General features: G+C 42.2%; 11 protein-coding genes. 2 read left to right on the forward strand and 9 right to left on the reverse strand.

Features of this window, described 5'->3' with window-relative positions; genetic code table 11:
* Nucleotides 1-219: 219 nt before the first annotated feature.
* The gene (locus tag M2404_RS20150; RefSeq protein WP_259241798.1) at nucleotides 220-720 is read left to right on the forward strand and encodes a hypothetical protein; all 501 of its coding nucleotides are present in this window, start codon (nucleotides 220-222) and stop codon (nucleotides 718-720) included.
* A 169-nt stretch (nucleotides 721-889) separates the two neighbouring features.
* Nucleotides 890-1,669 carry a hypothetical protein gene (locus tag M2404_RS20155; RefSeq protein WP_259241799.1) on the forward strand — a complete coding sequence of 260 codons (780 nt, stop codon included), beginning with the start codon at nucleotides 890-892 and terminating at the stop codon, nucleotides 1,667-1,669.
* A 197-nt stretch (nucleotides 1,670-1,866) separates the two neighbouring features.
* Here the strand turns inward: M2404_RS20155 and M2404_RS20160 are convergent, their stop codons facing one another.
* The 9 genes from M2404_RS20160 to M2404_RS20200 all read right to left on the reverse strand — a co-directional run bounded on the left by M2404_RS20160 (nucleotide 1,867) and on the right by M2404_RS20200 (nucleotide 12,789).
* Complete coding sequence (locus M2404_RS20160; RefSeq protein ID WP_259241800.1) at nucleotides 1,867-2,088, reverse strand: hypothetical protein; 222 nt, start codon at nucleotides 2,086-2,088, stop codon at nucleotides 1,867-1,869.
* 299 nt (nucleotides 2,089-2,387) lie between these two features.
* The gene (locus M2404_RS20165; RefSeq protein ID WP_259241801.1) at nucleotides 2,388-3,809 is read right to left on the reverse strand and encodes a response regulator; all 1,422 of its coding nucleotides are present in this window, start codon (nucleotides 3,807-3,809) and stop codon (nucleotides 2,388-2,390) included.
* On the reverse strand, nucleotides 3,806-4,714 hold the full coding sequence (locus M2404_RS20170) for an ATP-binding protein (protein WP_259241802.1): 909 nt from the start codon (nucleotides 4,712-4,714) through the stop codon (nucleotides 3,806-3,808). Before M2404_RS20170 ends, M2404_RS20165 begins: the two co-directional genes overlap by 4 nt.
* Nucleotides 4,711-6,534: an AAA family ATPase gene (locus M2404_RS20175; protein WP_259241804.1), complete on the reverse strand. Its 1,824-nt coding sequence runs from the start codon at nucleotides 6,532-6,534 to the stop codon at nucleotides 4,711-4,713. The genes M2404_RS20170 and M2404_RS20175 overlap by 4 nt, the downstream gene beginning before the upstream one ends.
* Before the next feature lie 222 nt (nucleotides 6,535-6,756).
* Nucleotides 6,757-8,592 (reverse strand): TniQ family protein, encoded by a 1,836-nt coding sequence (locus M2404_RS20180; protein ID WP_259241806.1) that lies wholly within the window; start codon nucleotides 8,590-8,592, stop codon nucleotides 6,757-6,759.
* Nucleotides 8,593-8,646: 54 nt separating this feature from the next.
* Nucleotides 8,647-9,612 (reverse strand): TniB family NTP-binding protein, encoded by a 966-nt coding sequence (locus M2404_RS20185; RefSeq protein ID WP_259241808.1) that lies wholly within the window; start codon nucleotides 9,610-9,612, stop codon nucleotides 8,647-8,649.
* Complete coding sequence (locus M2404_RS20190; protein WP_259241810.1) at nucleotides 9,609-11,552, reverse strand: Mu transposase C-terminal domain-containing protein; 1,944 nt, start codon at nucleotides 11,550-11,552, stop codon at nucleotides 9,609-9,611. The genes M2404_RS20185 and M2404_RS20190 overlap by 4 nt, the downstream gene beginning before the upstream one ends.
* Nucleotides 11,506-12,243, reverse strand: coding sequence for a TnsA endonuclease N-terminal domain-containing protein (locus M2404_RS20195; protein WP_259241813.1), 738 nt, complete (start codon nucleotides 12,241-12,243; stop codon nucleotides 11,506-11,508). Before M2404_RS20195 ends, M2404_RS20190 begins: the two co-directional genes overlap by 47 nt.
* Nucleotides 12,244-12,408: 165 nt before the next feature.
* Complete coding sequence (locus M2404_RS20200) at nucleotides 12,409-12,789, reverse strand: helix-turn-helix domain-containing protein (protein ID WP_259241815.1); 381 nt, start codon at nucleotides 12,787-12,789, stop codon at nucleotides 12,409-12,411.
* Between the last annotated feature and the right edge of the window lie 228 nt (nucleotides 12,790-13,017).

Here is a 13,017-nt window from a genome sequence, read left to right on the forward strand (position 1 = left end):
TGTGGGATCTCATAAACCTTAAAAGTTACATTCCCCTTAAAACTAAGGTTCTCCGCGATTTGTGAGAATACGGGTGCACCACAGATTTCTCTCAATCCATCAAAAATTACGCCAGTTTTCTCAACATCTGCAGTAGTATTTGAATCTAAGCCTCATTGGCTAAATGAGTATCCACAAAACGAGAATCAATAAATAAACTGATAATTTTTGGAGTTTGATTTGACTGAACAAAATGAAAAAGGCAGTTCGACCATTAGCCGGCAAGGGATAAGTGGTAATTGGGTCGCAATTGTTACCATAGTCGTGTCTGCGGTAGTTAACATTTTTTCTATTATGTATGGGATGCGGGCCGAAGCCGAACTTGAAAAAATTAAAATTGAAGGTTCGTTCAAACAATCGGAAGCTCAGCATAATAGAGAGGTACGGGATAACCTTTGTAAAGCCTATTCTAGTGTTGCAAGTCGCATAGCAAGAGCAAGTGCCGCAATCAATCGCGAGTACGATCTTAACCAAGATTCTGAATTAGAAGCAGCCATTTGGGAGGGTATTGTTCTCTTACAAGAAGATTCTCAAAACACAACTCTTAAGCAGTTTGTTACTCCCCCAGCGAAGGAAGACGAATATGGACTTGCTCATCGCGATAAGTTAACGAATTTGACCTTGCTATTTCTGGCTGCAGAAGCGAGACAATGCTTCCCGGAGAACAGACATCAGCCTTGAGATTTTTCCCCTTAGCATTGAAAATTCGAGCAATTTACTTTACTTTAGGTCTAGGGCCCAGCGACCTTTTCCGTGCCACGTGGACAACAGCTGAATATCTAAAAATTAGGCATCAGCATTAATTATACATACTGGTGTGGAGTGGCAGCACTGGTAATGGAGTATAATTATGCTTGAACAAAGCTTGGCTACCCGCCGAAAATTTCTATCCCATGCTATTGATCATGTATTTGGTGAAAAAATAATTAAAGACCGTGCATGTGCGGACTTGTATGCAAACCTACTCGGGATAGAAAGTAATAACAAGCTTATATCGCTGCTCAGAAGTCAAAACGCAAAAATCATATCAAAGGTTTATTCCGATTGGAGCTGTTACGATAACGGCGTGTTTTTGGTCTTTCAAAAATACTTACCTGGAATTACTGGAGACCAAGTTTATCAACTCGATGAATTGTCAAAACCATCGTGGGCAAGCGCAAATGGCCTATGGTTGAACAGGTTAGTAAACCTTCTGAAACACGTTGAAGATATTACACAACTGCGACACCACTTCGATAGCGAGCTTTGCGATGAAATTGCCTATCTACTCATTTCGTTGGCTGATGGTCAACTTCACAATAACAAGGCCAAAAATCGCTTACTTGTAATTTGTTCGATCTTAATGCATTTGAAACGTGATGGAAAAATTTTAGCTTTGCGGTGGTCTGATATCGCGACGTTATATCAAACTGATTACTACACCAAATTACTTGTTGAGTTAGATATTGTTACCAATCATATAACAGATAGAAGCGCAGTGAATGAGATATATCGTTACTCTAATAAAGAACTCCATGCTCTGGAAAACTACAACACTGCAATACCAGAATTCAATCAGGTCTTTAAAAAGTTGGGCGTGTTAAGCTTCTCTCAACTTTCCACAGACGTAGAGAAATTGCTCTTTGGCTGATTTAAGTTATTGAGTTCAAATTGTTCGCCTTTCAAAATAATACGTTCTTTATTTTATACATCCCCGCAAGCACTATTGCGGGGGCTTTTGGGATATTGATCTTCAGCACTTGGTTCCCTCCTGCGTTTATGGCACGAGAAAATTCTACTTCTGACGTCAGTTATTTTTAGGGTGTATTACCATTTAAACATGAAGCACTATTTAGAGGAAGAGAGGGATATAACGCGTGTCAAATTCCCAGCAGAAGCTATATCAGCATCACTGAGTGTTTGGTTGCTGTGTTTAGTCATTACAAGTTTTGACGAGTTTTCAACGACTTCACAAAACAAAATATCACCAATCTTGATATCAAGCTCGCTACAGAGATCGTCGGGCAAAGGAATTTCGTTATTTTCGCCAAGCTTAACCTGATAGTTCATTGCCACACCTTGATTTTGAGAAATTAACTAATTTAAGCTTACTATGTTTTTACCAGCCCACTTCAATTGGTAGGAGCTGGGGAAGACTGATAAAAATATCCTAGACTGAATCAGCTTATAACCATAATACTAGTCTGCCTGCATACCAGTCCACAGCGAAGAGAAAAACTAAAAGTACAGCCAAGCCACTAACCTAAAGCAAAAATAGTAGCCTCACCACCAATGTGGCACCAAATTTTCTCTATTTGTCCAAATTACTATAAACTTATTTGGATTCTGTCATTAGTCTCAAGTACAACTTATGTCTTGTTATAACAGTCCCTTATTCCCTCTAAAAAGGCGATTGTTAGCTCTCGATCAACTTCAGGGTATTTCAGCTGTCTGAGCAGGTAAGAATATGGGACAGCTAGTATCTCTCTTTCTCCAGCAGAAACATCGCCGGTCCATTCCCTACATTTTTTTACAAAATAAGGAAATGGGCAATTCTCAAGATATTGGGAAAGATCAATCCAATTTCTGGCTTGTTGTTTAGTTGGCCAGCCAGAACCTCTGCAAGGCGCGTCCGTATGGTACAAAAGGGAAAGTTCTAGCGTAATTGGGTCTAAGCTATGAGGTCCTTCCTGAGTGTCACCATAGTCAATGAGTAACGGCATACCACTTTCAGAGACTAAAATGTTGAAACCATGCAGATCTCCATGGGACACACCCCATTTCAATTGAATATGGTTAGACTCGAAATGTTTAGCCCATTCCAAAGAATTGTTACTTATCAGTACATCTGCTTTTTCATCTGTTAAGAGTACACGTCTTACATCAGATATTCTTTTGCGGCTTTGAGCAGTTGCACACCAATTAGACATTAGACTAGACAAACTTCCAATTAAGTAATCTGAATTTTCTGACATACTAGTTGGTGAAAACGCATTCAAATCAGAGTCTTCCGCCAAACTATAAAATATACCTGATTTGTTTTTAGCTCCATGCTCTAAGAGCATAAGCTTCCTAGGTGTAGCTTGTGGAGGCAGGGTCACTATATGCCGATTAAACCTTTCATCTTCTATTTTAATTTTTTCTGACGCACCAAGCTTACAAATAGTTCTATGAACCACGTCACCTGTATCTTTTGTTGTTGTGAGTTTAAGTACTTTTGCTCCAGACAACCCGCCGGGAACATTGCCCACTGAACACCGTACTCCTCCAAATTTCCTAGCAAATATCCTAATAAGTCGAGTTTCACTTTCATCGAGTTCAATACCACCCCGCTCTAGTTCGACATTCTTTAACTCTTCAAAATCACGAGCATACTCAGATAAAACCTCATGAAATGAATCCAGTTTATGTTTTGCATGGAACGACACTAACTGATGACGCTTGCCACTGCCCCATATATCGGTACTTTCAGATAGTTTCAGCATAGATGCGATGAACGGTTCTGCAGTTGAACCGGTTAACACAATAATAGGCGTACCGGTTGCTACTCGGCGCGCAGTCGTAAAAACTTCATGTCCATACTCAGGATGGTCATCAAAACTTTCTCTGTATTTTGGAATACTTAAATCTAACAAAATGAGATCAAACACACAGCGTTCTATTAGTTCAAACGCATGTTCTTGATTACTTACATGCGTGATACTGGCCGATACACAAACATCATTTACTAACTCTGAGAGTGCGTCAAAAAATACCGTGTCGTCTTCAATTATTAATATTTTTATGTTCAAGTACTGATCCTCCAACGCATCTCATACTTGGCACCTCGCCCTGAGTATGGAGCCAGCGACAACGTGCCATCGAGAGTATCCATAGCTTGTTTCGCAATCGCTAAACCAAATCCAGGATGTCCTTTCTTTGAGGTTTTCCCGACGTCAAACATGCTCTTCGGAGCGTCAGATAACCCAACGCCATCGTCCAAAATTGAAATCCAATAGTCTTTATCAGTCATTCCCCAAGTAATAATTACCCGCCCAATATACTCTTCCACAGTAGAATCGGCGGCTGCTTTTTCGGCTTCAATTGCGTTACGAATTCCATTGTTTAAGGCAAGATTTATTAATTTTTTACTACTTCTTATAAGCAGTGGGCGGAGCCCGATCTGCTCAAATGATACCCTCGAGTTTTCGCCTTCAGTCGCAACACATTCAGAGATAAGTTCCGATAAATCAAACTGTTCATATTGAGCAGATACAGCAGCAGTTCTAAGAGCGGCAATAGAATCAACAACAGACTGCAAGTTCTGTATGTTGCGCTTAGTGAGAGACTCGTTGTAGTTTTCAATCTCTTTTTTTACGGAAACAGAGAGCAAACCTAATTTACTTGATATTTCATGCAACAATAACCCCGAGACCCAATCTATAGCTTGAGTCCTTGCAATTTTCAATACCTCACTATTAGTTTCAGAAGATGGCGCAAAGTCATCCTCAGATATCTGGATGCTGCTATTTCTGTTTAGAACAGAAATTGCATAATCCAACCTTTTTATGACAAAAGCATCCTTTTCAATTCTTTTGGCTTGCCTCAGCAACCTAACATCGTCAGCAGTTCCATATCTTGATAAAGTCAATGCGGCACGAAATCGCTCACTAGCGTTATTTGACTTTAAATTTTCGATGGCTTCTGCTCTATTCATAGACTAGATTGACTATAAAAAGATGCTCTTCTAAGAAATGCTTCCGCCCCACCTTCCATGACTGTTGAAATTGCTTTGACTACAGTGCTGTCATTTAAACTACCTTTATCAAGAACAAACCCTCGTTTCCCGTCAGACCCCAAGTGAATCACGTTATCAGCCGCACCTAGTACAGGTATATTTGGATTGTGAGTAGAAAAAATTATCTGACTATTAGGATTTCTACTAACTATAGCCTTAATCAGAGTACTGGTAATAAATGCGTTATCTATATGGTCCTCTGGCTGATCAACAATGACTATACGATCTCTATGTGATAGGACAATAGGCAGTATTACTGTACATCGCTGGCCAGTAGAAAGTGCTGATATATCTTTATAATCAGCGCCGTCTAATAGCTGCATGCCAATCTCATCCTCTAAATCAATAGTTGCAAGCATTCCTAAATCTGTTTGCTTGAGGTGAGTAAGAATGCGAGCGGCTCTTTCAATGTTTATTCCAATGCTTTCGGATACTAAATTTGCATCAAAATTCTCTACTGATTCAAGTAAGAGCCTAGGGCTTATTGCGTTTGATATTTGTGGAGCGATATCGTTGTACTTTACACCACTTCCTTTCAGAAGCTCAGAAATCAGTGCGGTGTACTTAGATGGCTGTCCGTTGCGGACGATGCTAATTCGAATATTTGGGCTGAGAGCTTTGTTTAAACTCTGCACAATTTGTTCTCTTACAGAAAACCTCTGAGACCTTATACCATCGAGCCGATCAAATGCGTCATTTCTTCTTTCCAATAACCGAGCATGAGCAGATAATTTACTTTTATATATATTACTCAATGAATCTAACTGAGCCTTACGCTCACGTAGCTCTTGGCCTTTCCGCATTACTAACCCAGCACCAGACTGCAAAACTTCAAGCTCTTGCCTGGCATCTCGAGCCTGACTTTCACTGATTAACTTCTGAGCATTTATTGACTTCTTCTCAGCCTCCAACTGGTGCCAGACATTAGATATTGAATCATGGGCAGATTTTAAGTTCTGCCTAGTTGACTCCAGAACCTTATGGTGTTGAGTCAAAATACCGTTGATCCCGTCACCTCCGGTAAAGACGAAATCCTGAGCTTCTTTGATTTTTACGTACCAGTTATAAATATCCGCCTGAGCCCTCATCAGGTTGGACTCACTGACAGCTTGCAAGGAGATTGCTTCAGCTACTTTTTTCAAACTTTCAGTTTTCTGTTGTAAAATTAGCGAAGAGCTAGCAACTTTCGTTTCTTGTACCAACACCGCGTTAAGCTCAGCCTCTAATAGCGGTATATCCCTAAGGTGAACTTGTAAGTCATCCAGTTCTCTTTTTAATTCTACAACTTCTGTAGTTAAAGATGCGACTGTCGAAACAATCTGCTTTTCCTCTGCTTCATCTGAATTCTGATTCGAGATGAAACCATCTATCAACCTTAATCTGCCAGATGATTCTAAACCTACAGTCTCAATTTCAGTTTGTGAGAAAACAATCGGCTTGGGAAAGGAGCTTGTGCTTTGTGGTGAATCAGATGCTGTTCGGCTAACCAAGGTGCGCTGTTCACCTGTTAATAAAGCAGCTGTAACTTGTCCAGCGCCAAGAATAGATAATGCATGCTCTCTACTTCTCTTTGTTGCGTCTGAAGTTGTACTATTAACATCAAGGCAAAATCGAATCAGCTCAATAAGAGAAGTTTTTCCTGTTCCTCTAGCACCAATTATGACGTTTAACCCCGGAGTAAACTTAACATCCAGACCACTAAGAAACCCTTCTTCTACTTGTAACCGTTCTAAGTGCATAATTCACCTTTACTTTTAAGCGCTATCTGGCGATTCTTCAAGCCCTAAACTGGTACTTGTGTATCTTTCATCTATTACAATATGTTCATCTACCAATACCAATATGGGCTCAATTCAATTTACTATTCAGTGACTGTTGTTTTTTGCTTTCTAAATTTTCTACTTGCCGCTATGCAGGACTTTACACGAGAAACACTGACTCTTGGCGTGTTATTTTTGCACTTAAACCCAATCCAGCTTATCAGAGATATAAATTTCAAAAAACGGCAACTGCGCAAGATCTGATCGTCGGTACACTTTTTGTCGCAGTTTTTTCTCCCTATATTTATCAATCGGATAAATATATCTTGCAGCTAAGTAAGCCATTAATGTTTGTGAGCCAAGCTCCATGACTTTACTCAGTTTAGATAAGAGAACAAATTCGTCCTGAAAAAGGCGCAGATGCCCAGAGTTGATAAGCTTAGTATTAGCAGTCTCACCGGGCTCGCTTAGCAGTATCCCTTGATTGACGATTTCATAAACAAATTCAGCGTTAACGCTAAGCAACTTTGCCACTACAGGTACTGAGTATCCATCAATCCCATTATCATTTCCCAGTATGGCGAGTAGCTGGCTTTCATTGACCATTAACGAGCGTATACCAATCTTACGTTTATCAACCATATAAGCCAGGCTGGCGGCTCGGATACTGTTAAGAACGGTAATAAGCAGATTGCTATGTTTCTGGCCAAGCCTTCTTAGGATATCAGGCAGCGGAGTTATTTCAGATAGATGGGAAGACGGCACAGATAGTAACGTTTCAAGATACTGGTTTATTTCACAAGCTGAAATCCGCCACACACTGCAGCCACCTCGCTGGGGTGTGATAACGTCTTTAAGCTCGCCTTGAGCAATAAGTTGGTGCAGTTGCGGCCTGGTCACTCCGAGCTTAATTGCAGCTTCCATAAAAGTAAGCTGCTCATTGATATAGAAGCAACGGGACTCCAGATTAGGCCGATTAACCAAAATATAGTCCCGCTCTCCCTTCTCTTCCTTTTGAGCGTCTATCCAACCAGCGTTGATAGCACCAAGTAGTTTTGATTTTGGTATTTTGAATTCACGAACAGCCTGCTCTAATGGAAGCCAGTAATGGCCCCGGATAGTTTCTTCACTAAACAAGCGGTTTCTTCGACTTAAAGATGTCACCACACGAGCATTAACGAATTTCTCTAATTCCTTTTTATAACCATCAAACTCTCTGCCTTCAAACGTGTTGTAGAAGTCACGATAGAACAAAGTAAACCTGTCATATACAAAAGTGGTGTTATCGCGCCCCATTGCCTGTAAGGCACTCAGAAACGCCATAAAGCCGCCTCTGCCGGCAAACAACGCATTAGCGGTATCAATAACTGCGTCCTTGCCTGTTTCGATGGTATTAAGATGAATATTCATACCCCGTTTTAGCTTAGCGTGGTTGGGTACTCGCCTGGCGATAAGTTCGAGTAACTTAATTCGCTGAAACAACGTCAAATTATGATTAGCCGGCATTAAGTTCTCAAGCTCTTGGCGGCCCTCGAACTTTTCATTCTCCAGAAAAAGCTGCATCTGTATAACACTCTCAGGACACTTCCTGGGTTTTGCAGAGTACAAAGCCATCCCGCAGGTACAATGGAGAAATACCTTACTCAAACGGTTTTGCAATTGACCGCAGTGATAACATTTGTCTTCAAGCCATATCTGGTGTTTAGAACAGCAAAAAGCCGTTTTCAGGTACCATCCTGCTTTCCAATACTCGCTTTCTTGCAAGCAAAGTGGACAAAACCGTATGAACAGCGATGCATGGACATATGGCAGGTTTTCCACAAACTTTTGAGTACCATATGCACTGTTAGCACCAGACCAGTCGCAGAGCTTAAGCGCCTCTAGCATAATGCCATCCTGCCGGGATTCCTTCGACGATGGGGTGAGCAGCCATTTGTAACTGTAGTAACTATTGGTATGAGCCAGACGTTTTAAATATCCCAGAGGAGACTCGTCGGTATGCATTTTTGGATATAGCGGCGGTTTTAGTATATTCATACTACGACAAAAACGAGGCACAGCTTGAAAGCCGTGCCTCGTTCTATTTCTCCTTTATTTGACTATTGAATATGCAGCTGTATCTGATATCCGGTAAAAAGGCATGCCGGGTTTTGTCAGCCTTAACCAGCAAAATTTAGCGTTGAACGGGTTGAGCTTGCCAATACCCTCAGTCCAAATGCACTTGGTAAATGCTGCTTCCAAAACATCGACAGATATCTTTTTTTGCTGATTGAGCTTACTCAGTTGAAAAGCCCCGATTATCAGTTTCACCATATAATCCATGATGCCGTTGGTTGCGAAGTGCAACTGTTTAACAAGTGTCGGAGTAAGCTCTATTGGCTGCTCTAACCCAAGTTGCATATCAAGGTGCTGGAATACTCTGGCAAATACTCCGGCTTCCACCTTTTTATCTATGCTAAAGGGCATCAATATAACCTGCTGGCTAAAGCGCCTTCGCAACTGTTCATTAGCCCGGAGGATTTCGCCGGCACGTTCCAGCCCCATTAATACAAAACAAGTATTGGAGTTATCTACAAGCCGTTTTAACCAATCAGACACCTCCGTAGCCGTTCTTTTGTTTCCGTGGTCAACAAAGTGCTGCAGCTCGTCCAGTACAACCAGCTTTACATCAAGTTGCTTGAGTAAAGCCAGTACCCGATTAGTCTTCTGGGCTACGCTCCCGCGGGAATAGTTGGGCTCTCCCAATTCCATAAGCAGCTCTTCAGCCATGTTACCAATTGTAGGTTTAGACGGCGTATCGCTACAGATGTAGGGACGGCAAGTTCTGTCGTCACAGACAACTGCGGGGTATTTTTCTCGTAGTTGCTTTTTTATGGTGCTTTTCCCGGTACCCGATGGCCCAATACAAAATAAGTGGTTGCAGATACCAACTGAATTTCGCATGCGAAAAACGTCTTCAATTGTATTTACTGCTTCCTCATACTTCGGATGCCTTACAATGGTTTTCGAGATCAGCGCTATACGTTGATACATTTCAGCTTCAGGAATGGAGCTCATAAGCCACCCCTCATGGTTTCAATCGGAAACGCTGCGGGTAGGTCAACGAGCTCAAAAATCCCGTCATCTGGAACATCGTGCTCTTCTGTCGCGGCAAGCGATAGCTTCTTATCTGGGTCAGACTGGTCCAACTGAGCACCTTTGCGACGCTCTCTAATCAGTTTTTCAGATTTCAGTAACTGAATAGCTTCGTATAGTCGCGCGCGATGCGCCAAAACAGCTTTCTCGTTTTGCTCCTTGAGTCCTTTTTCAATCAGCTTCTGACGAATGTAGCTATGCTGCCTGGATGACAGCCCTTCAGAGTATTCCGGTGTGGTGCTCGGTACCCGGATAAAATCTGCATGCCTTTCGTCGTAAACCCAGATACTGCCAATATTTTCTTCGTCATATCGAACGATTACTGAGTAGTTTTCCGGCGCTCGTTCTCTTAGTGCTTTAAGAGCAGATGAATTGTAAAACTGATTAAAAATCTCAATACCTTTATGCGTCAATGTTCGCCGAGTCTCTAACGTTAGAGCAAGGTTCAACTGCTGTACGCTTTCAGGCAGCACTGGCTCTACAATTTCTAATCCCTCTTGCCATAACGCAATTGGCGTACGTTTTGTGGTTGAGTGGATCTCCTGCGAGTATATGACCACGATCCAGCGGTATATCAGGTTCCTAATTTCCTCCAGAGTTAAACATGCTTTACCTTCACTGTCGTATTCCCCTCTTTCCTCGACGTCACTAAACGTTGTTCCGGGCAGCAGGTGGCATACTTGGCGATTGAGTGTCCCGATAAATCGCTCAACAGTTCCTTTGTGCTGCGGGCTCTTTTTAGGGCAGAACTGCAAATCTATATTCAGCTCGCCGCAGAATCGCTTTAAGGAGTCTGAATGAAACTCCAGACCATTATCACAAACCAACGTTACCGGATTGCCGTAAGTCGGCCAGGGGTCTTCAATTCCTTTATACCGCTCATCGCTTAAATCCTTTGGCAAGATGGCGTGACGTAATGCTCGCATCACTGAGAGCTGCGAGGGTGGCTCAAAACCAATATATAACCCTAATACCATGCGTGAATAAACATCAAGAATAACCGTCAGTGTTGGTCGTCCTTCGACTTTACCAGTCTCTGGGTTAACGGCATGTACATCTAATATGGTGTGATCTACCTCTACTCTTTCCAAAATATAGCGAACAATCGGGCCTGCAGCTGTTGCCCTGAAATGGTTGTCAGCGGTTGCTTTACCTTCTCTGGCCGCCATCACGTCATAGCTATGTAGCTGTTTCATTAGCCTATAAAAATGGGCTCGGCTTGGAAATTTCAGTGGTTCGAGCTGCGTAAGGTTCAGCTCGTTAATTCGATTCTTAAATATTCGGTATACATGCTTTTTACTTGGTTTCTGCTCTGTCAAATATACGCTGTCAATAATCTCGTTCAGTTCATCTATAACGAGTTTTGAGAAGGCTCGATTGCCGGTTTTCCCGGAGCTTTTATCCACTAAGGCTAGCAAGTCGTTATCGGAAGCGGTATACCGATGCCACCATCGATATAAAGTCCCCTGGGAAGGCTGTGATTCATCCCCAATCCGCCGCGCAACATGCTCAATAATCGATGACAAGTTTGATAGTGTTGGCGTAGCGCCCAATATTTTTATGGCAGTTTTAACATACTCAAACTTTCGCCATACAACTTTCTGTTTAGCGGTTGGTATTGAAGACAGATCGGCTTTCTCCCTGTGCTCACGTTGGATACTTGGTACTACGTAGTCACCCCCAGTAAGTTTCAAACTGCCTTTACTGAGCATGGTCAACAGCTCTGATTTCGTACTAGACTTAAGAGCTAGGTCTGAAACTCGTTCGAGCTCAAACCGGTCTGGGTGGATAATGCGATTAATACGGTAAGGGATGTTATTCAAAGTCAGGTGCAAACCGACCGTTAAAGAGGCAAGTTTCATGGTGATTCTCCAGATTTAAAGTGATTTTGGTTGAAAGGCTTAAAGGATTATTAAGGGCTGCGGCAGCATGCCCTTGGGCGACATAGGCAAACGCCTTTTGGGTGGAGCCGAATGCTTGAGCTAGTTCTGCTAAGTCAACTGAACCTTGCTTAGCTACCCACGCAGTCAGCGCTGAGACTTCCCGGCCGCAAAGCTTTACTTTCAGATATGGCTTTAACATTGTCAGATTTCGCAGAAGGTCGGGATAATTCAGCTCTTGCTCCGTCAGCACAAAGTAGCCAAACCCTCTTTCTTGCAGAAAATCCGATGCCGCAATCAGCAATGATTTAATTGCGGGATTAAGCACCCTGTCAGCGGGCTTAACCTCTACAAAGTAAATGTCCCCTTGCTTGGTTGTCAGTTCGAAATCTGGTGTATACCTGCACATCTTGCCCCTTGCTGGGAAATGCAAAGTGGCAGGTTGCTCTTGATATGAAGTAATCGCCGGTGAGAACTCAAACAACATGCATGCTTTAAGCTCCAGCTGTGATTCCCAGGCTATTGGTCTCTTGTTTTTCCAAGAGGCGTAGTAGCCGACGACTCTACCTTTTGACGGAGAAACCGGCTCTCTTACCCTTCGGGTGATATTTCGCGGGCATGAGTCTGCCCTACGCAGGGTGCCAAATGGCACCACGTTCTGTTTTTTGGTCATACAGATCCCTTACCAAGTTAGGTAATTATCTTTTTAATTCCAGATAAATTGATAAAGGCCGGTTGACGCAGAGAGGCAGGAAGTAGATACTTTACTTGCTTAGGGTAAGTACTTTACTTACTGGCCTAGCGGGGCCGGCCTGTTTAGTCTTGTCCTGCTAGGTTTTCATATTCGCCCTCCTTCTTTTTCTGTAGCACATCTCATGGTAAGTACAGTCTTCATAATCAGAACCTGGCTCTCGTTTAGAGTGCCTAGTTGGTTTCTAAGTTGATGAAGTAGTTCAAATTCCAAACGGGACGTCCCGTAAGGAACTTTGAAGGTGTAATCTGAAATTGCGGCATCATGAAGCAGCTTCTGTTTTTCTTGCTCAGACAACTCCAGCTTTTCTATGATCTGTCTTAAGATATATTTCGACGGCGGTCCTTTATGGCCGCGCTCTAGTACACTGACATAACTCGCCTTTATACCAACTAGCTCAGCCAGCTCAAATTGCTTCAAGCCTCTATCTCGGCGAAACTTTTCTAGGCACTCTCCAAAAGGCGTCATGGGCGTTGTCACTATTCAACAATTGATAGTGTTATTTTTATACTAAAAGAAAGTAAAGATCAACTTTTCCTTTAAATACAATAACTTGTGTATACATGTATACACGAAGTTCAATAATTCTATGCAAATAAAAAAGGCTACCAAATTTGGTAGCCTTTTATTTTCAAGGATTGTGAGACTGATTTTCACGTATATGAGATTTACTTCCAGGGTTTATGAGACCCCACA

This window comes from Rheinheimera pacifica (genome assembly GCF_024809855.1).
In the GTDB taxonomy this organism is placed as follows: Bacteria; Pseudomonadota; Gammaproteobacteria; order Enterobacterales; family Alteromonadaceae; genus Alishewanella; species Alishewanella pacifica_A.